Origin of the sequence: Clostridium gallinarum (assembly GCF_014836325.1) — a bacterium.
Taxonomy (GTDB): Bacteria; Bacillota; Clostridia; order Clostridiales; family Clostridiaceae; genus Clostridium; species Clostridium gallinarum.
Genome location: NZ_JACSQZ010000005.1, coordinates 51,215 through 72,270, shown reverse-complemented (window position 1 = coordinate 72,270; position 21,056 = coordinate 51,215). Strand labels below are relative to the sequence as shown.

General features: G+C 28.0%; 20 protein-coding genes. 6 read left to right on the top strand and 14 right to left on the bottom strand.

Annotated features, from left to right (window positions below; genetic code table 11):
- The first annotated feature begins 151 nt into the window (after window positions 1–151).
- From H9660_RS02275 to H9660_RS02255, 5 genes are all read left to right on the top strand, one after another.
- Entirely contained in the window at window positions 152–2,290 is a 2,139-nt protein-coding gene (locus H9660_RS02275; RefSeq protein WP_191748144.1) for a GGDEF domain-containing protein, read from the top strand.
- Window positions 2,291–2,638: 348 nt separating this feature from the next.
- Window positions 2,639–3,301, top strand: coding sequence for a DUF969 domain-containing protein (locus H9660_RS02270; protein ID WP_191748137.1), 663 nt, complete (start codon window positions 2,639–2,641; stop codon window positions 3,299–3,301).
- A gap of 11 nt (window positions 3,302–3,312) precedes the next feature.
- Complete coding sequence (locus tag H9660_RS02265) at window positions 3,313–4,242, top strand: DUF979 domain-containing protein (protein ID WP_191748135.1); 930 nt, start codon at window positions 3,313–3,315, stop codon at window positions 4,240–4,242.
- 19 nt (window positions 4,243–4,261) lie between these two features.
- Window positions 4,262–4,903 (top strand): pyroglutamyl-peptidase I, encoded by a 642-nt coding sequence (pcp, locus tag H9660_RS02260; protein ID WP_191748133.1) that lies wholly within the window; start codon window positions 4,262–4,264, stop codon window positions 4,901–4,903.
- Window positions 4,903–5,340: a gamma-glutamylcyclotransferase family protein gene (locus H9660_RS02255; RefSeq protein WP_191748131.1), complete on the top strand. Its 438-nt coding sequence runs from the start codon at window positions 4,903–4,905 to the stop codon at window positions 5,338–5,340. Before pcp ends, H9660_RS02255 begins: the two co-directional genes overlap by 1 nt.
- Window positions 5,341–5,596: 256 nt before the next feature.
- On the opposite strand, the gene H9660_RS16440 is transcribed toward H9660_RS02255, so the two are convergent.
- The 7 genes from H9660_RS16440 to H9660_RS02225 form a co-directional block, all read right to left on the bottom strand.
- A complete protein-coding gene (locus H9660_RS16440; protein ID WP_279289565.1) occupies window positions 5,597–5,722 on the bottom strand; it encodes a hypothetical protein in 126 nt (41 codons plus the stop codon).
- Window positions 5,723–5,904: 182 nt separating this feature from the next.
- Window positions 5,905–6,255, bottom strand: coding sequence for a shikimate kinase (locus tag H9660_RS02250; RefSeq protein WP_243190583.1), 351 nt, complete (start codon window positions 6,253–6,255; stop codon window positions 5,905–5,907).
- A gap of 47 nt (window positions 6,256–6,302) precedes the next feature.
- A complete protein-coding gene (locus H9660_RS02245; RefSeq protein ID WP_191748129.1) occupies window positions 6,303–6,488 on the bottom strand; it encodes a hypothetical protein in 186 nt (61 codons plus the stop codon).
- Between the two features lie 416 nt (window positions 6,489–6,904).
- The gene (locus H9660_RS02240; RefSeq protein WP_191748127.1) at window positions 6,905–7,249 is read right to left on the bottom strand and encodes an FMN-binding protein; all 345 of its coding nucleotides are present in this window, start codon (window positions 7,247–7,249) and stop codon (window positions 6,905–6,907) included.
- Between the two features lie 137 nt (window positions 7,250–7,386).
- A complete protein-coding gene (locus H9660_RS02235; protein WP_191748125.1) occupies window positions 7,387–8,805 on the bottom strand; it encodes a flavocytochrome c in 1,419 nt (472 codons plus the stop codon).
- Between the two features lie 324 nt (window positions 8,806–9,129).
- The gene (locus tag H9660_RS02230; protein ID WP_191748123.1) at window positions 9,130–9,819 is read right to left on the bottom strand and encodes a response regulator; all 690 of its coding nucleotides are present in this window, start codon (window positions 9,817–9,819) and stop codon (window positions 9,130–9,132) included.
- Between the two features lie 16 nt (window positions 9,820–9,835).
- The gene (locus tag H9660_RS02225; protein ID WP_191748121.1) at window positions 9,836–11,386 is read right to left on the bottom strand and encodes an ATP-binding protein; all 1,551 of its coding nucleotides are present in this window, start codon (window positions 11,384–11,386) and stop codon (window positions 9,836–9,838) included.
- Window positions 11,387–11,632: 246 nt separating this feature from the next.
- On the opposite strand from H9660_RS02225, the gene H9660_RS02220 reads away from it, so the two are divergent.
- Complete coding sequence (locus H9660_RS02220; protein WP_191748119.1) at window positions 11,633–12,370, top strand: NAD-dependent protein deacylase; 738 nt, start codon at window positions 11,633–11,635, stop codon at window positions 12,368–12,370.
- Window positions 12,371–12,424: 54 nt separating this feature from the next.
- Here the strand turns inward: H9660_RS02220 and H9660_RS02215 are convergent, their stop codons facing one another.
- From H9660_RS02215 to H9660_RS02185, 7 genes are all read right to left on the bottom strand, one after another.
- Window positions 12,425–13,108 carry a GTP pyrophosphokinase gene (locus tag H9660_RS02215; RefSeq protein WP_191748117.1) on the bottom strand — a complete coding sequence of 228 codons (684 nt, stop codon included), beginning with the start codon at window positions 13,106–13,108 and terminating at the stop codon, window positions 12,425–12,427.
- Window positions 13,109–13,281: 173 nt separating this feature from the next.
- The gene (gene nifJ, locus H9660_RS02210) at window positions 13,282–16,812 is read right to left on the bottom strand and encodes a pyruvate:ferredoxin (flavodoxin) oxidoreductase (RefSeq protein ID WP_191748114.1); all 3,531 of its coding nucleotides are present in this window, start codon (window positions 16,810–16,812) and stop codon (window positions 13,282–13,284) included.
- A gap of 247 nt (window positions 16,813–17,059) precedes the next feature.
- Entirely contained in the window at window positions 17,060–17,767 is a 708-nt protein-coding gene (locus tag H9660_RS02205) for a pirin family protein (protein WP_191748112.1), read from the bottom strand.
- A gap of 10 nt (window positions 17,768–17,777) precedes the next feature.
- Window positions 17,778–18,377 carry a nitroreductase family protein gene (locus H9660_RS02200; protein ID WP_191748110.1) on the bottom strand — a complete coding sequence of 200 codons (600 nt, stop codon included), beginning with the start codon at window positions 18,375–18,377 and terminating at the stop codon, window positions 17,778–17,780.
- A gap of 57 nt (window positions 18,378–18,434) precedes the next feature.
- Window positions 18,435–18,857 (bottom strand): MarR family winged helix-turn-helix transcriptional regulator, encoded by a 423-nt coding sequence (locus H9660_RS02195; RefSeq protein WP_191748108.1) that lies wholly within the window; start codon window positions 18,855–18,857, stop codon window positions 18,435–18,437.
- A 144-nt stretch (window positions 18,858–19,001) separates the two neighbouring features.
- Window positions 19,002–19,166: a hypothetical protein gene (locus tag H9660_RS02190; RefSeq protein ID WP_191748106.1), complete on the bottom strand. Its 165-nt coding sequence runs from the start codon at window positions 19,164–19,166 to the stop codon at window positions 19,002–19,004.
- 247 nt (window positions 19,167–19,413) lie between these two features.
- On the bottom strand, window positions 19,414–20,592 hold the full coding sequence (locus H9660_RS02185; protein WP_191748104.1) for a hypothetical protein: 1,179 nt from the start codon (window positions 20,590–20,592) through the stop codon (window positions 19,414–19,416).
- Between the last annotated feature and the right edge of the window lie 464 nt (window positions 20,593–21,056).

Here is a 21,056-nt window from a genome sequence, read left to right as displayed (position 1 = left end):
TACCAATTACTATAATTTAAATATAGTAAAATATCATAATAATTGTAAAAACCATATTGAAAATTAAAGAAAATTTTGTATAATTTTAGTTAGTAGTATTATTTTATAATTGGGGTTTTATTGTAATTTTTAAAGAAATAGGAGGATTTCAATGAAATATCTTTTTCCTAATAACATAAAAAAACTGAATAAAATTATTCTTATACTAAGTATAATTCTTATATCTTTTAATTTCTTCCCAAAGCATGTAAAAGCTGAAGAAAATAAAGTTATTAAAGTTGGTTATCCAATTGTTGAAGGTTTTACTGAAATTAAAGATGAAATTTATAGTGGTTATGCTTTTGAATACTTAATGGAAATCTCTAAATATACTGGTTGGCAATATGAATTTATCGAAATGGGATTAAATGATGCATTAAATAAATTAAAAGATGGCGAAATTGATATAGTTGCTGGTATGATAAAAAATGAAAAAACATCTGAATTATTCGATTTTCCAAATTCAAACTCTGGTTATACATATGCAATATTAGCCACACTAGAAAACAATAATAATATTAGTCGTTCTGATTATCATACTTTAAATGGAATAACAGTAGGTTATTTTGATAAATATGAAGAAAATTTAAAAAATTTAAAAACATTTTTTGATAATAATAATATAACTAATGTTTCCTATAAATCCTATCCATCTAACGATTCTAAAGCACTAATAACTGCTTTAAATAATAAAGAAGTTGATGCTATTACAACTGGAGAGTTAACATTTAATATTGGATTGAAAATTTTAGCAAAATATTCTTCATCTCCTTATTATTTTGCTACAACTAAAGGAAATACTGAACTAGTAGAAGGATTAGATAATGCAATTCATAGCATAAATTTCTATTCACCTAATTTTACAGCAGAACTTTATTTAAAGTATTTTGATAATAAAAGAGATACCTCTATTATTTTTAATGAAGAAGAAAAAGAGTATTTATCTAATTTAGATACTTTAAAAGCTATATATGTAGATGATTTTAAACCTGTTCAATTCTATGATAAAGCTAGTGGTGAACCGAAAGGTATTATTGTAGATGTTGGTAAAATGATGGCTAAAAATTTAGGTCTTCCTTTAGAATTAATTAGAGCCGATAGTTATGCTGATGCTTATAAATTATTACAAGAAAATAGCGATTATATAATAATTGGAGTACCTATTTATTATTCAAGTGCTAGACTAAATAATATAATTTATACTAAATCTTATTTAGATTTAGATATTGTAAAAGTTTATTCTAAAAAAGCTCCATCTAATAAAGAAGATCAAATTTTGGCCTTACCTTATGGATATGGTTATTCCGATTTGAATTCTGGATATAAAATAGAATATTATGATACTTTGGATGATTGCTTAAATGCAGTAGAAAATAATAAGGCTTCTTTAACATATGGAAATTATTATAGTATTTCTAGTTATATAAGTAATAATTATTTTTCTAATCTCTCAATAGTTCGTGATTCCTCTTATTCTATTCAAGGATCATCTGCATTATCAGAAAATGCTAATCGAACATTTTTTAATATTATTAATAAAGCTATTGCATCTATATCTGATGCTGAGATTAAAAACATTATTTATAGTAATTCAACTAATTTTAAATCTCCTATTACTATTAAAAGCTTTTTCTTAAGTAATTTAGCTTTATGTTTAACAATAATATCCATAATAGTTGTGACTATTATATTGTTGATTGTAATCATTATTAAACTGAAATTTAAAAAAGAAAAACACATATTACTTGCTAAATCACAAATAGATTACTTAAGCGGACTTTATAATCGTAATGCTTGTGAGGATTTAATTAAAACATATTTAAATACAAATAATTCATCATATTATTCCTCATTTATTATCATAGATATAGACCACTTTAAGCAGGTTAATGATAAATTTGGTCATCAAACTGGAGATATATTATTAAAAGATTTTAGTCAATTATTAAAAGAAATTTTTTCACATAAGGATATCATAGGACGTTTAGGTGGAGATGAGTTCATTGTATTTATGAAAGATATAAATACAGATAATCTCAATATCATTGAGGAAAAATTAGAAAATCTTCGTTGTCTAATGGATAAAGAAATAAGTCTAAATAATGATACTCAAAAAATATCTCTTAGTATTGGAGCTATTATTACAAATAAATCTACTGATTTTGATAGATTATATCATGAAGCTGATAAAATACTTTATGAAGTTAAGCGTAATGGCCGAAATGGATTTAAAATTAAACAAGATTTTTAAATAATTTTAATCAATAAATTTACTTTAAATATAAAAGAGACCATAAAAATTACTATTAAGATAATAATTTTTTATGGTCTCTTTTATTACTTATAATATACTTTAAATTAAAAAATGAACTTCTTCTTTTTATTATAATTTTGAAATTAGCTTTATAATAAAATTTTTGAATAATTATTCCAATATTCATATCAAAATGCAACTTTTTTCGACTAATAATTTCATATTTTTCATAAATACGATGTTTTTACTTATTAATTATCAAAAATTTCTATAGATTTTTCAAAAAATAGAATGTATAATTATAAATATATTCAAAAAAACAAAATTCGAAAGGATTTGATAAGTATGGCATTAATAGGAATACTAATAATCATAGTAGGATTTGCATTAAAATTTAATACAATAGCAGTTGTAATTGTTTCTGGTATTGTAACTGGCTTAATAGCTGATATGAGCATTTCTGAAATATTAAAAACTTTAGGAGAAACATTTGTACAGAAAAGAGAAATGAGCTTATTTCTTCTAACTTTACCGGTAATAGGTTTATGTGAAAGATACGGTTTTAAAGAAAAAGCCATTATGTTAATAAAGAAAGTAAAAGGTTTATCTACAGGTAAATTAATATCTGGTTATCTATTTATTAGACAAGTATCTGCATCTATGGGAATTAGATTAAGTGGTCATCCTCAATTTGTAAGACCTCTTATTAATCCAATGGCCCAAGGAGCTGCAACTTTAAATTATGACAAAATTGATGAAGAAGATGAAGATTTAATTAAAGCTACATCAGCAGCAGCTGATAATTATGGTAACTTTTTTGGACAAAATGTATTTTTAGCAAACTCTGGAGTTCTACTTATAGCTGGAACTTTAGAAACTCTTGGATACAATGTTGATACATTGCAAATAGCTAAGGCTTCTATTCCTGTAGCATTGATAGCATTTGCTTTAGGATTTATCCAAAATTATTTATTAGATAAGAAACTTTCTAGAAAATATAAAAAATAGGAGAATAAAGTATGGACATTAAAGTAATCTCAAATATACTATTACAAATATTCTACATTATGGTTGGATTATTCTTTATTCTTACTATGATGTTTACTTTAAAAGATAAAAATCATAAAACTAAATATGGTACTGCTCTATTTTGGGGTATTCTTGGAGTTATATTTATACTAGGGGAAGCTATTCCATCTGTTATTTCTGGTTTCTTAATAGTTGTAATTGGTCTTTTAGCTGCATTTAATCAAATTAATCTAGGAACTATTAAGCAATTAGATGAAACTTTTGCTAGTTTGAAAGCAGATAAAATTGGACTAAAAATATTTCTTCCATCATTAATTATTGCTTTAGTAGCATTACTTATTGCTCAATTTACACCTATTTCTGGAGTAGCTGCTATAGGTATTTCTTCTATAATTGCTTTAATAGCTACATTCTTAATAACTAAAGCTAAACCTAGTGAGTTTATAGAAGATAGTAATAGAATGTTCCAATCTGTTGGAGCAACTGCAATATTACCTCAATTATTAGCTGCATTAGGTGCATTATTTACTGCTGCTGGTGTTGGTGATATTATATCTAATTTAATTTCAAGTGTTATTCCTGAAGGAAATGTATTAATAGGTGTAACTGCTTATTGCTTAGGAATGGCTATATTTACTGCTATTATGGGTAATGCTTTTGCTGCATTTTCAGTTATTACTGTTGGTATTGGAGTTCCTTTTGTTTTTGCACAAGGTGGAGATCCAATAGTTGCATCTGCACTAGCTATGACAGCAGGATTCTGCGGAACCTTATTAACTCCAATGGCTGCCAACTTCAACATTTTACCAGTGGCATTATTGGAAACTAAGGATAAAAATGCTGTAATAAAAGTCCAAGCTGTATTTGCACTTATTTTACTTGCATTACATATTCCACTTATGTACTTCTTAGCATTCTAATTTTAAAGGAGGCTTATATATGAAAATATTAATAACTGGTTTTGATCCATTTGGTGGAGAAAGTATAAATCCAGCTTTAGAAGCTGTAAAAAAATTACCTGATACAATTTTAGGACAAGAAATAATAAAGATAGAAATACCAACTGTATTTAGAAAATCTTTAGAAAAAATTGAAGAAAATATACAAAAGCATAATCCAGATGTAGTAATATCTGTAGGCCAAGCTGGCGGAAGATTTGGCGTTACTCCTGAAAGAGTTGCTATAAATATAGATGATGCAAGAATTAAGGATAATGAAGGTAACCAACCTATAGATATTTCTATCTATGAAGATGGTGAAAATGCTTATTTCTCTAATCTACCAATAAAGGCAATGGTTAAAGAAATGAATGATAATGGAATTCCTGCTTCTGTTTCAAACACAGCTGGAACATTTGTATGTAACCATGTTATGTACGGAATCTTATACTTAATAGATAAAAAATATCCTAATATAAGAGGTGGATTTATACATGTACCATACATCCCATCTCAAGTAACTACAAAACCTAATACACCATCTATGTCTATTGATGATATAGCAAAAGGTCTAGAACTTAGCATAAAAGCAGTAATAGAAAATTCATCAGATATAAAAACTGTAGGTGGAACTATCTGCTAATGAGTAAAAATATAAATCTTTTTGTTTATGGTAGTTTAAGAGAAGGCTTTTTTAACTATGATCTTTATTTAAAAGGCAAAGTTAAATCAATAAAAACTGCTGAAATAAATGGATTTGAATTATACCACATGCCTTATAAAGGTTATCCAGCAGTATTGCCTGGAAATAATACCATAATAGGTGAAGTTGTTGAAATAGAAGATTCTAATTATGATTCAACACTTAAAGCAATGGACAAAATGGAAGGTTTCTTAGGCGAAGGAAACCCTAATAATGAATACACAAGAAAACTTGTAAAAGTTAAATTAACTGATGATGAAAGCTATGAAGAATGTTATTCTTATTTTTATAATAAGGATATAGATGAAAAGTTCCAAGATGAAGCTATTTATATAGAAAATGGTGATTGGAAAAACTACATGCTAAGCTCTAAATAAACTGTTAACAAACCTAGATATAGTTATACTAGTGTCTCCGTCGCAAGCTCCAAGTCGACATACGTATAAACTATATCTAGGTTTTTATTGTACAATTTATATGTCGTAAAATCCAAACTTAATGAAAAAACTCAGCATAAAGCCGAGTTTTCTAAATACAAACTGCTGTATAATTCCTATTATAATATATTATCTGCTTCGATTTGCTCCAAGTCGCTCTACGCATTAATATCTTTCAAGTTTTTTTTCTTATAATTTACTTTTTTTCTTTATCGTATTTTCTTAATGCATTTAAAACTCCTTGTTCTACTGCTGATTTTATTAAGTAATATAAAACAGCTAGTGCTCCTAGTATTAATATAAATGTAAAACCATCTATCATATAAAAATCCTCTTTCTAAAAATATTAACTACTTATAAGCTTTTTATAAATTCATTACATTCTTTTCTCTTTCTAAATATATGTATTTCTTTATCTTTTTCTTCTTTTAGTATCTTATAAAAATTATCTCTATGTGTCTTATTAAAGTTCCATATCCATTTCATAAACTCTAAATCGAATCTTTAAAGACAGCCATCTGCCATATCTAATCTTACTCTTCCGTAATTGCTTAAAACTCTTTTTATCACTCCGTATAAGCATGTCCTTCTTGGATAATCTAGATATATTACTGTATCACAGTATTTTAATCTTTCTTTTAATGTTCTTTGATAGTTTCCGTCTATTATCCACTTTTCTTTTTTTAATTCTTTATTAAGTAAATTATCGAATTCTTCTACGGATATATTTACCCAACTCTCCTTCCAAAATAATTTATCTAAATGTACTACTGGTAAATTCACTTTCTTAGCTAATTCTCTCGCTAATGTAGACTTTCCACTTCCTCCACAACCTATAATTATTACCCTCTTCAATTTTTTTCTCCCCCTTTGTTTATTTTAAAATAAATTTTATATCTATTTTAATCGTTTATTGGATACTTCTCTAAGTCCTCTTCAAAATTCTTTAAATCATCCATCTTTGAAAGATTATTTCCACAATTATTTCCAAAATACATTCCCTTTTTAATTGGTGCAATTAAAAATCCTACAACAACTCCACCTAAAAAACATGATAAAGCTAACAACCTGTTTTTATTATCATTCATAAATTTCTCCCCTTTATTATATTTAAAATAATTATACTATTATATTATCTATTTTTATCTATATATTGCATATTTATGAAAAATATTATATTTCTAGTAGACTTTTAAATTCATTTTCTAATTCTAGTTTCTTAAACACTCTTTCAATATTGTTATCAGAAACATTTAAATCTAATACTGATAAATCTTCTTCTATAATTTTTCACCCCAAATAAATGATTATTTACTATAGCTTTAATTTTCTAACAAAAAAAGAAATGTAAAATATAATTCTACATTTCTATCTATTAATCTCACAAAAATTTATATTTTTAATTTTAATATAATACCTTTTTTGCCTAAATTAAAAGCGCCTAGATATTAGGCGCTTTTTGTAATTGAAAATTTACTGGACTTTAAATATCCAATAAAGGGGATTATTTAGCTTGCTCTAAAGCTTTTTCTACAGCTTCTAAAACACCTTTACTTGAAGTTGTTGCTCCTGAAACTGTTTCAACATCAGCTGAGTTAGCCTTAATTATATCAGGAACTAAATATTCTCTTATTGAAGCAAATATAGTTTCTGTTTCATTATTTTCTGGTATAACTACGTCTTTTATTTCTCCGCCTTCTATAGTAACTTCTACAGTTATATCACCTTTTAATCCAGCACTTACTCCAGTGTATGTACCATCTTTATATGAAGCTTTAGAGCCTCCACATCCTACTAATAATGTTGTTCCTAAAGTAACTGTTGCTAACAGTACTGCTAACTTTTTCATTTTTATTTCCCCCTATATTCCTTAATTTTATATACTTACTGAAACTTTTTACTATAACTATCAGTATTTTTTATTATTTCATATACATACTTTTTACTTATTAATACTAAATCTTAGTTATAACATTCAATTGTAGCTTACTTTACAAATTCAGCTGCCATTGTACCAGCTCTTCTTCCAAACACTATAATATCTGCAACTGCATTTCCACCAAGTCTGTTTGCACCATGTACTCCACCTGTAACTTCACCAGCTGCAAATAATCCTGGTATTACATTTCCATTAGTATCAATAACTTCAGTGTTAGTGTTTATTTTTAACCCACCCATTGTATGGTGAATAATTGGAGATATTTTTATAGCATAGAAATTTCCTTTATTTAACTTCTTTACTAAGCTTGTTCTTCCAAGAGGATCTAATTGATTATCTATAGCTGTATTGTATTCATCAATTGTTGTCTTTAATGTAGCTCCATCAACACCAATTTTTTCAGCTAAAGCTTCAACTGATTCAGCTTCAACAACAACACCTGCATTTACATATTCTTCAATAGCATGTAAGCCTTCTCTAACGTTATCTTCAAATATTAAAAATGCTTCTCCATCCTCTTCTTTTAAGATAGCTGCTGCTACATTATCTCTAGTTTCTAACTCATTATAAAATCTCTTACCACTTTTATTAACTAATATAGCACCATCGCCTCTAACCCCTTCTGTGATTAAAAGACCTAATTCTGGAACACCCGTTGGATGAATTTGAATTTGTTCTATATCAGTTAATGCTGCTCCAAGCTTTTCAGCCATTATAATACCATCACCAGTTGCTCCTGGATGATTAGTTGTAGCAAAATCTTTAATTTCTTCTCTATATTTAGCTATCATTTCTTTATTTGCACCAAATCCACCTGCTGCAACAACTACAGCTTTAGAATTTATTACATATTCTTTATCTTCTTTATCTTTAACCTTAACTCCTGAAACCTTACCTTCTTTATCAGTTAATATTTCAGTAACTTCGTTCCAAGTTCTTATATCAACGCCTAATTCCTTAGCTGTTGAATCTAAAGTCTTTACAATTGTTGGACCAACTGCTGCTCCACCTACTGGTCTATGGATTCTATCATTTGTAGCTCCACCAGCTCTAGCAACTTCATTTAAGTCTGCTCCTAAATCAATTAACCAATCTATTCCGTCTTTTGCTTCATTAGCTAATACTTCTACTAGCTCAGGATCATTTAAGTTCTTTCCACCCTTCATAGTATCAGCTATCATAGTTTCAATACTATCCTCTATACCAGCATTTTTTTGTGGTGTAGATTCTGCGGCATTCATTCCCCCAGTAGCCTTATTAGTATTTCCACCAGTCATTGGCATCTTTTCTAAAACGATAATGTTTTCAGCACCTGCCTGCTTTGCTTGAACTGCTGCTGCAAGACCTGCTCCACCAGCTCCTATGATAACAATATCTGTTGCTTCTTTCTTAGTTCCACAAGATACAAGTGTAAATGATGAAACTATTATTGTAGCTAAAGTTAATGCAATACTTCTCTTCTTCATTTTTTCCCCCGAATTAATCTTAATTTTAATTAGTTTCTAATAACAAATCCATAATATTAGATTGTTAAAAATAAATCAATCTTTTGGTCTTTTATATCTTTTTGGTCTTTTTGGTAAAAAGAGATAAACATTATATTTCTTGTTCCGTCGCATACGCTCCAAGTCACCGTCATACAATGTTTATCTCTCTGCAAACTGAAGAAAGATAATTATAAAAATATTATTCACAGGGTAATATTTTTATAATCGCAAAAAAAACAAAAAAATTATTGTTAAACCTCTATATGATCTAACAATAATTTAGTCTTTCAATTTTTTTATGCTTTATTTTCTTTTATAAAAATGAGTAGGTCTTCCGATTTTACCATAGGATTGAATTAAACTAATTTTATCTTCTTTAACCATATAATCTAAATATCTACGAACTGTAACTCTAGCTAAACCAACTTCATTTGCAACAAAATCAGCAGTAACTTCATCATTTTGTCCCGTCATAAAATTATAAACTGTATTATATGTATTTATATTTAATCCTTTAGCTAAATTGGATGCATCACAGAGCATATTAGTATTCTCTTCTGCCTTTATTCCTTTTATGTATTTATCAATCACTTCTTGATTTATATCATCTTGTCCAACTAATCCTTTATGTCTAAAAATGAAATTATCTAAGGATTCTTTAAATCTTTCAAATACAAAAGGCTTGACTATATAATCTATTGCCCCAAATCTAAAGGCTTCCTTTATTGATGTTTTTGTATTTTCAGCTGTAATTAAGATAGCATCTACTGCTATATCTTTTTCTCTTATCCATTTAAGCAAATCTATTCCAGAACCCAATGGTAAAAAGACATCTAAAAGAATCAAATCTACTTCATTATCTTCCAAAAAATCCTGTGCCTCATCTATATCTGAAACTTGTGAAACGATATTAAAATTACCAACCTTTCCAATAAAAGCTTCAAGTATCATTCTTACCATAGGATCATCTTCTATAATCATAATTTTCATCATATCTCTTACCCCACCTCTATATTTCAACTATCCATTCTGTTTTTTCACTAGTAGAATTTAGGCTTAGTTCCCCAGAAGCTCCGTATATTATTTCACATATATTGGATAAACCTAAACCTCTATTATCTCCTTTGGTGCTATAACCTCTAAGAAATATCTTTGCCCTAGTTTCTTTACTAATTTCTTCACCATTATTGCTTACTATTATCTTTAATTTATCTTCTTGATCTATTTTTATTTTTATTTCTCCATCCTTTTTACCTTTTAATGCTTCTATAGAGTTTTCCAATAAATTACCTATTATACAGCCTAACTCTATTTCATTTATACCTTTAGGTAAAGTTTTTAAATTACTTTCACTATCTATATTCATAGAAATTTTAGCCTCTTCTGCTTTTTCTAGCTTTGCTAATAATAAGGCTGCAATCGAAACAACCTTTATATTATCTAAGGTTTTTATTATTTCATTTCTTTTAATTGTTGTTATATGTATATACTCTAAAGCTTCCTTATACCTATCTAATTGAATTAATCCAGATATTGTTTGTAGCTTATTCATAAATTCATGATTTTGAGCTCTTAGATCCCAATTTAATTTTTCTACTCCTGCTAGCATTTCAATTAATACTGAAACATCATCCATCCTTTTAAAGGTCATTATGGCACCTAATATAGCACCATTGTTCTCAAGTAAAGAGTAATTGCTAACAATAGTTACCTTATCATTTAGCTTTTGTTCTAAATTTATTATTGGACTTTTACTTTCTATTACTTCGTTAAATTTATTCAATATTTTGTGATGTAAATTACTTATATCTTTATTAATACAAGAATCATCTATTCCTAATAGCTCTTTTGCCTTCTCATTTACTAAAGTTATTTTCCCCAATTTACTTATTGCAATTAACCCATCTGTAATACCATCTATAATTACTTCTCTTTCCTTTAGTAATTGAGCTATTTCTTCTGGCTCTAAGCCATATATTTGCTTTTTTATATTTCTTGCTAATACTATAGCTGCAATAAAGCCTATCGCAACTACTACTAGTATAAAAGGAATCATTTTTATAATAAAATTTTTATATGCCTTTGCAATATAATCCTTTTTAACACCAACACATACAACTCCAACCTGATTTCCTCCTGAAATAACTGGAGTAAATGCCTTTATAGTAACACCCTTAACCCCTTTACTTTCTTCTACATATGTATCCCCATGATTTATAGCTCTATTAATACTAGAATTTGAAAATGGTTTACCTAGCTTCTCAGCATTAGTGTGAGAATATCTAATTGCATTCATATCAGTAACAACTATAAAATCAACTTCTGTTTTTTGCCTCATAACCTCAGCATAAACATTTATAATCTCATGCCCCTTTTCTTGTCCTATATTATGTTGAATTATTGGATTACTAGCTAATATGATAGACATTCTAACTAAATCTATTTCTAATCGTTTTCTAATTTCACGTATTTCTGTATTTAGCGAAAAAGCTGATAATAAAGAAACTATTAATATTATAATTATTAATGTCATTAAGGTAATTTTATTTTTTAATTTCATCCTTTTGTTTCCTTTAGTTGAATTTTCTAAATAAATATTATAACATTGTTAAAAAAATTACAAGGATAATTTGCATATACTTGGAAATTCACTTTTCCATTAAGGTGCAAAATAATAAAATATGGATTATATTTATGGATAATTAAAAAATAGAGTAGATAAATTAACTCAAATACTTATGGATTTAAATTATCTCTCTAAATATTTTATGCTATAATAAATAAAAATAATATCGGAGATGATTTAATGGAAAATAAGATAGATAAACTAATTCAAATCCTTAAAGAAAGTAACAACATAGTATTCTTTGGTGGCGCTGGAGTCAGCACAGAATCTGGGATTCCAGACTTTAGGAGTTCTAATGGTTTATTTAATGAAAAGCTTAATATTACTTTTACTCCTGAGCAGTTAGTATCTCATAGCTTTTATATACGATATCCTGAAGAATTTTTTAATTTTTATAAAGCTAAGCTTATATATCCAGAAGCTAAACCTAATAATGCCCATATTGCTTTAGCTAAACTTGAGAAACTAGGAAAATTAAAAGCTGTTATAACTCAAAATATAGATGGACTTCATCAAGCTGCTGGAAGTAAAAATGTTTTTGAGCTTCATGGTTCTGTATTAAGGAATTATTGTGTCAGTTGTAATGAATTTTATGATGAAAATTTTATTTTAGAATCTAAAGGAGTACCTACTTGTACTAAATGTGGTGGAAGAGTTAAACCTGATGTGGTTTTATATGAAGAAGGTCTTGATGATGCTACAATTCAAGGTGCTGTTGATGCAATTTCTAAAGCAGATACTTTAATTATTGGTGGTACTTCTCTTGTAGTTTATCCTGCTGCTGGACTTATAAATTACTTTAGAGGAAAGAATTTAGTTTTAATAAATAAAAGCTCTACCTCTGCTGATAGTAAAGCTAATTTAGTTATACATGATTCTATTGGAAAAGTTTTAAACGAAGCTGTTAATAATTTATAAAAACTAAATAAAGTTAATTACATTAGAGAATGTGTAATTAACTTTATTTTTATATTAACATTTCTTTTCAATTCTATTTCTTATCTCTTCCATACGCTTATCTAAGGATGCACTAATCTCTGAGCATTCGATTAATTCTTTGCTTATAATTTCAGCTTCTTCTGGATCAATACTTTTTTTATATCTTAATTTATGTTCTAAACTTGCCCAAAAATCCATTGCTATTGTTCTAAGTTGAACTTCTACTTTCATGCTTTTCTTTTCATTTTTTAAGAAAATTGGCACTTCTATAATTAAGTGTAAACTTCTATATCCACTTTCTTTTGGATTTTTTATATAATCTTTTTTCTCAATTAATTTAATATCATCTTGGCTTAATAAACATTCTGCTAGCATATAAATATCTTCTGGGAATGAACAAATTACTCTTACCCCTGCCACATCATTTATATTTTCTTCTATAGATTCTAATGAAAAAGGTAATTCTTTTCTATTAAGCTTTCTTATAATACCATCTGTAGATTTTAATCTAGACTTTATATTTTCTATAGGATTTCTATCATATTGTAATGAAAATTCTTCATTTAACACCTTAAATTTTGTTTCAACTTCCATAATTGCACAACGGTAATAAGCCATTAACTCATTCATAGGCATCATATTTCTTTGTATTATTTCTAATATTTCTTCATTTATTAATTTCTCTCTTAAAATTTTCTTACCAACTTTTTTAAACATGTAATCATCCTTTTCATAGTTAATGTTACTACACTAATATATTATCATTATCTAAATAAAGAAAACTCAACCTAAGTGAAGTTATTCTTTATACAGTATTTATTTTAACTGTACAATATAAAATAACAAATCTCAAGGTTGAGCTTTTAAATTAATATTTTTTTAATTTTTTATTATAATATTGTATTTTCTGCTAAGCTCTTATACCTTTCGTATCTTTCCTTAGCATTTTCTTCTGTTTTTGCAAATAAATCTTCTGCAAGTTCTGGGAATGCCTTAGCTAATGAAGCATATCTAACTTCACCCATTAAGAAATCTCTTAAGCTAGCAGTTGGTGCTTTAGAATCTAAATTAAATGGATTCTTACTATTAATTTTTAAATCCGGATTGTATCTATATAAATGCCAGTATCCTGAATCAACAGCTCGCTTTTCTTCATATGGAGTATTAGACATACCTATCTTAATTCCATGTGATATACAAGTAGCATAAGCTATTATTAATGAAGGTCCTTTATAAGCCTCTGCTTCTGCAATTGCTTTAAGAGTTTGGTTTAAATTAGCTCCCATACATACTTGTGCTACATATACATAGCCATATGTCATAGCCATTAATCCTAAATCCTTCTTCTTAGTTCTCTTTCCATTTGCAGCAAACTTAGCCACTGCAGCTTCTGGTGTTGATTTAGATGATTGACCACCAGTATTAGAGTAAATTTCAGTATCAAATACTAAAACATTTATATCTTCTCCAGATGCTAATACATGATCTAAGCCACCATATCCAATATCGTAAGCCCAACCGTCTCCACCAAATATCCATTGAGATCTCTTAACAAAGAATTCTTTATCCCTTAATATTTCTTTTGCTATTTCTGAATTATCTTCTTCTAAAACTCTTCTTAAGTTTTCTGCTCTTTGTCTTGTTCCTTCTCCATTATCTACATTATCTAGCCAATCTTGTAATACAACCTTAGCTTCTTCAGACATATTGCCTTCTTTTAAAGCTATTCTTATATTGTCCGCAATTCTTTCTCTAATAGTTTTAACACCTAAGAACATTCCAAGACCATATTCTGCATTATCTTCAAATAATGAATTAGCCCAAGCTGGACCATGACCATTATGATTAGGTCTATATGCCATAGCAGCTCCTGATGATGCCCAAATTGATGAACATCCTGTTGCATTTGCAATCATCATTCTATCACCAAATAATTGAGTAACAAGCTTAGCATATGGAGTTTCCCCACATCCTGCACAAGCTCCTGAGAATTCAAGTAATGGTTCTTCAAATTGGCTACCCTTAACTGTAGTCTTACTCATAGGATTTTCCTTTGGAGTAAGCTTTTCAACAGCATAGTTCCATGCTTCAATTTGTTCACTTTGAGTATCCATAGGCTTCATAACTAAAGCCTTACCTGGTGCTGGACAAATTTGAGCACAGTTTCCACATCCAGTACAATCTAAAGGTGTAATACCTATAGTGTAGTTATATTCTGTATTTCCTTTAACTCCATTTGCTTTTACACTCTTGTAGCTATCTGGAGCATTTTCAACTTCCTTATTAGTTGCTAAAAATGGTCTAATAACTGCATGAGGACATACAAATGAACATTGATTACATTGAATACACTTATCTGGAAGCCATTCAGGAACATTAACAGCTATACCTCTCTTTTCAAAGGCAGTTGTTCCAGCCATAAAAGTACCATCAGAAGCTCCTAAATCTACAAAAGTTGATACAGGTAAATTGCTTCCTTCTAATTTATTTATTGGAATACAAATTTCCTCAACAAACTTAGGAACACTAATTTTTTCTTCTAACATATCATCTTCTGCATTTTTCCAATCATCAGCAGGAGTTACTTTAACTAATGATTCTAAGCCTTTATCAATAGCTTCGTAGTTCATATTAACTACTTTTTCACCCTTTTTACCATAGGATGTAACTACTGCTTCTTTTAAATACTTAACAGCATCTTCAATAGGAATAATGTTTGCTAACTTAAAGAAAGCTGCTTGCATTATCATATTAATTCTTCCGCCAAGTCCTATTTCTTGCGCTATTTTAATTGCATTAATAATATAGAATTGTATATTATTTTCTGCTATGTATCTCTTTATCTTAGCTGGAAGTCTCTTATTTAATTCTTCTTCGCTCCAAATAGTATTTAAAACAAATACTCCATTTTTCTTAAGACCTTTTAATATATCATAATTATAAACATAGGATTGATTATGACATGCTACAAAATCTGCTTGATCTATTTCATAGTGTGACTTTATTGGTGTCTTACCAAATCTTAAGTGAGAAACTGTAATTCCTCCTGATTTTTTAGAGTCATAAGCAAAATAACCTTGTGCATACATATTAGTATGGTCACCGATTATCTTAATAGCACTTTTATTCGCTCCAACTGTACCATCTGAACCTAATCCCCAGAACTTACATGCTGTTATTCCCTCTGGAGTAGCATCTATTTCTTTTTTAGGTTCTAATGAAAGATAAGTTACATCATCTTCAATTCCTATAGTAAACCTATTTTTAGGCTTTTCTTCTTTTAAGTTATCAAAAACTGCTGCTATATCTGATGGATATGGATCTTTTGAACCAAGCCCAAATCTACCACCATATACCTTTGGTGGATTTTCCATTTCATTAACAGCTCTAACTATATCTAAATATAAAGGCTCGCCAATAGATCCAGGCTCTTTAGTCCTATCTAATACAGCTATCTTCTTTACACTCTTTGGTATAACTTTTAATAATTTTTCTATTGAAAATGGTCTATAAAGTCTTACCTTTACAAGTCCTACTTTCTCACCTTTACTTCTTAAATAGTCTATAGTTTCTTCAGCAACTTCTATCACTGAGCCCATAGCTACTAATATTCTATCTGCATCTTGATCTCCATAATAATCAAAACAATGATATTCTCTTCCAGTAAGTTCAGTTATCTTTGACATATACTCTTCTACAATATCAGGAATATCTTCATAGTATTTATTTAATGATTCAGTTAATTGGAAGTACACATCTGGATTTTGAGCTGTTCCTCTTATAACTGGATGATCCGGGTTTAATGCATTTTTTCTAAAATTATCTAAAGCTTCATAATCAACAAGCTTTGCAAGCTCATCATATTCTAAAAGCTCAATTTTTTGTATTTCATGAGATATTCTAAATCCATCAAAGAAATTTACAAAAGGCATTCTTGCCTTAATAGCAGTTAAATGTGCAACTGCTGATAAATCCATAACTTCTTGAACGGATCCTTCTGAAAGCATTGCAAAACCAGTTTGCCTTGCTGCCATAACATCTTGATGATCACCAAATATACTTAAAGATGAAGTTGCTATTGCTCTTGCAGCTACATGTATAACTGCTGGAAGCCTTTCACCTACCATCTTATACATATTTGGAACCATAAGTAATAAACCTTGTGAAGCTGTAAAAGTTGTTCCTAAAGCTCCAGCTTGAAGAGTACCATGAAGTGCACCCGCTGCTCCTGCCTCTGATTGCATTTCAACTACCTTTACAGGCTTACCAAATATATTTTTTCTTCCCTTTGCAACCCATTCATCTACATGCTCAGCCATAGGTGAAGAAGGTGTTATTGGATAAATAGAGCTTACTTCTGTTAAGGCATAAGAGACATAAGCTGCTGCAGTATTTCCATCCATGGTTTTTGTTCTTCTCATACTTATTATTCCTCCTTTGAATTTTCTAGTTATAAAATTATTTATATAAAAAAACTTTAATATTTTAAGTATTTGCATTGCTATCTTCTATTATGCAATTAATATTTTATATAGAAGTATAACGTAAATTTACTATACCAAATTTTTCTTGAGTTTAAAAGATAATAGTTATTTTAAAATAATAATTATGATTTTAACCAAAATAAAAGAGACTATTTAAAATAGCCTCTTACTGTATATTTAAAATCTACCACTTTAATTCTTTTTTCATTTCAATCACGAGTATATGTGACTTTTTATCTGCTTTTATTAAAATATCTTCTTCAACTATTTCAAGTGCATCTCTTTCATTAAGACTAATATTATTAATAGTAGAGTCTCCTTCTATTTGAACTAAATAAGCCTGTCTATTAGAACCAACTTGGAAATCTATTTCTTTTCCTTCCTCTAATTCAACTACATAGAAGTTTGCATCTTGATTAATCTTTATAGGTGCATTTCCTTCTTTACTTGATACTATATTAAGCCATTTATTTATTCTATCATCCCAATTAAATCTATAATCTCCATAAGCTGGCTTATATCCCTTCTTATCTGGAACTACCCAAATTTGAAGTAATCTTATAGTTTCATCACTAAGGTTTTCCTCACTATGATAAACTCCTGTTCCGGCACTCATATATTGAACTTCGCCTCTATATACAGTGTTTTTATTTCCCATAGTATCACTATGGCTTAATCCACCTCTAACAACATAAGATACAATTTCCATATCCTTATGTGGATGAAAATCAAATCCTGTTCCTCCTGCTATTAGATCATCATTTATTACTCTTAAAACTCCAAAGTTCATATTATCTATATTGAAATATTCTGCAAAAGAGAAATGAAATGTACTTCTTAGCCATCCTAAATCACTTTTCCCCATATTTCTATGATCTAATTTTCTTAACATAAATTTTCTCCTATCTTAAAACCTTAACTCTGTCTTCTATTGGATTAAAAGCTTTTTCTCCTGCTCCTTTTACAATCTTTCCAAAAGGCATTTGAGCTAACATCTTCCAACTTTCTGGTATATTAAATTCCTTCTTAACTTCTGCATCTATTAATTCAGTATAGTGTTGTAAACTTCCTCCAATACCTTCTGTTGCAAAAGCAGTCCAAACTGAAAATTGCATCATACCTGAAGTTTGCAATGCCCATACTGGGAAATTATCCTTATACAATTCAAATTGTTTTTGTAAGGATTCAACTACTGCAAAATCTTCAAAGAATAATACTGTTCCATATCCAGCCTTAAAAGAATTAATTTTTTCTTCAGTTGATCCAAAATCCTTCTCAGGAACTATCTTTCTTAAAGCTTCCATAGTTATATCCCAAAGCTTATCATGATGTTCTCCTAATAATACAACAGTTCTTGTTGTTTGAGAATTAAAAGCTGATGGTACATGTTTTACAACATCCTCTACTATTTCTACAATTTTTTCATCTGATATTGGTGACTCCTTGCTTATAGCATAAATGCTTCTTCTTTCTTTTATAGCTTCAATAAAATTTTTACTCATTTTATAACCTCTCCTTTTATATATAAATTACCTTTATATATTTTTTATTTTTATAAATTATTTTAATACTTTTCTTAACTTAATTAGATTTTCTAAAAGCTGTATTTTATTTTCTTCATCTAAATCCTTAAATAAGTTACTTATAAATTCTTTATGTTTAGGAAATATATGATGAATAAATTCTCTTCCCTTTTCAGTTAAAGATACATAAAAAACTCTTTTATCTTTATCACATTTTCTTCTAATAACAAAGCCCTTTTTTTCTAGTTTATTTATTACGTAAGTAATAGTTCCACTAGTTACAAGAATTTTTTCGGCTACCTTTTGTACTGGCTGATCACCTTTATGATATAGCATTTCTAAAACACCGAATTCACTAATATTTAATCCAAATTCTTGGACATTTTTCTCTATTTGAAAAAACAAATCATCATAAGTTCTTGCCATTGCAATAACTAGCTTTAAATTTACATCATTCATACATTCACCTACATTATCTTTATTTCAAGATAATTATAACCCTAAATTATCTTGAAGTCAAGATAATTATTGAAAATAATTTTCAATTAAATAAAAACTGCACACTTATACAATAATTGTATAAATGTGCAGCTTATATTATTCTTAAGCTTCTTTAGATAACTTTTCTAAATCCGCTATTATTACTTTAACTAAATCTAATTTTCCTTTAGCATAATCTTTTTCATTAAGCCAATCTATTCCTAATTCCAAAGCTTTTTGAGTTTCTTTATATTCATTTAATAAAGTTTTTATTAATTCTTCTCTCATATTATTGTAGGTTTACAATAAAGTTTGAACTAAATACTTACCATAAACCTTATTTTTATGTAAAATAAAAAATTATATTTTAAAACAAAGTTTGAACTAAATATTATTCTTTTTATCTTTCTTCATAATTATTTTTTACAATAAAGTTTGATCAAACTTCATATAATTTAAATTTCCTTTTAGAATAAAAAATATAAATCAATTCAGAAATTCTTGCTGTACTATCTCAATGTTTAATTACTCCTTTTTATCTTGCATCTATTGCACTCTTCTGTCTTTCTTCTAAATGAGAATTAATGATAAAATGATATATTCTAAAATATGATCCCTTTTTTTCAGGGTTCTCATGCTTCGTCAACAAAACATTATTCATAACTTTTGATTCCAAAATACCTCCTACCACCCCAAAACATTTTTCACCATTGACCTCTACTGAAAAATCCTTTAATATTTCTATTCTCTTAGCCAAAGCCGTATTAGGTTGGACACTTTTATTAAATAGAATAGTAAATCCAAACTGAACATCATTTGTCATATAGCCTATCAATTGTTTCAATTGTTTCTCATACTTACCCCATTCTTTATTTTCACCAATTGAAATAATTTTATAAACTCCATCTATATAAGTATAAATATAAAAATCACATTCTCCTATACATTTCTTAGCAAATCCATTAGGCATTTCTCTTGTTATAATTAAGTTATTGCTATGTAGATTTTCTCTAACTATATCTGCAATATCATCACTTAATTCAGTTTCCGATGTGTCTTGTAATCTCTTAGGATACTTTTCTCTTGCTTTAAGAGCATTATATATTTGCTTTATAACTAATTGTTCGTTATTAAAATTCTCATCTTCTTTACTTAATAATTCAAATCTCCCTTTAGCCATGTAGTATTCTTTCTTTTTATCATCAGGTAACAACTCAACATAATCATCTAAATCATTATCATAAAGTTCCTTAATCATTGGTCCATAACTTTTGTAGGCTTCTACATAGCTTGCTAGAAATTCATCTAAAAAATCCCAATCACTAAACATAAAACTCTTATATTCTTCAACATTATTAATATTATCTGAAATGTACTTATCATCATCTGTTATAATCTCTTTCTCACCAACTGCCTGATCAAACTCAAAATCGGAAACGTCTATCCACCATTCTAACAGATGAAATAAAGCATATTCTTGCAATGGTGTTAAATCATGTTTATATGTATCAGTTGTATACTCCATAAGCTCTTCTACTGTTTCTATGCACCTATTAATATTCTTTCTTAGATAATGTTTTGGAAATATTTCTGCTAAAAAAGTTTCAAAGTCCATCGCTTTACAAGATTCAGTAAATAACTCTAATATTAAATAAATATTTTCATTAACTTTATTTAAAATGCTTTTTGAAACTTCACCATATACATTAATCATATATAATACTCACCCACTCTTATTATTTTAATCTTAACACTTTAATCATCTTTAGTAATATTTTTTCTTTAATTAATTTTCCCATTTCTTCTGCAATTTTTCTAAAAGAATTGTACTGATTCATCTTCTTAAAATTTCTCTAGTAATTTTCCTTTTATAGTTATTTATAAAGTATTATTTTTCATACTACAAATATTTTTAATAATTACTTCTTTATTTTCATTAAGTTTATCTATATGTCTAATAACTCTTTTACTCTTAAATAAGTGGAATCGAAAATGCATTGAATATTCCAGACGAAAAAATTTTTAATAAAAATAAGCTATAATACGAAATACTTGATATTATAGCTTATTTCAACTTCATAGTTATACTTATATTTTATAATTACAACAATACTAAATTATTAAATCGAAATAATATTTTTAAATACTTATATAAACTACTTTTCATAATCTCACTTA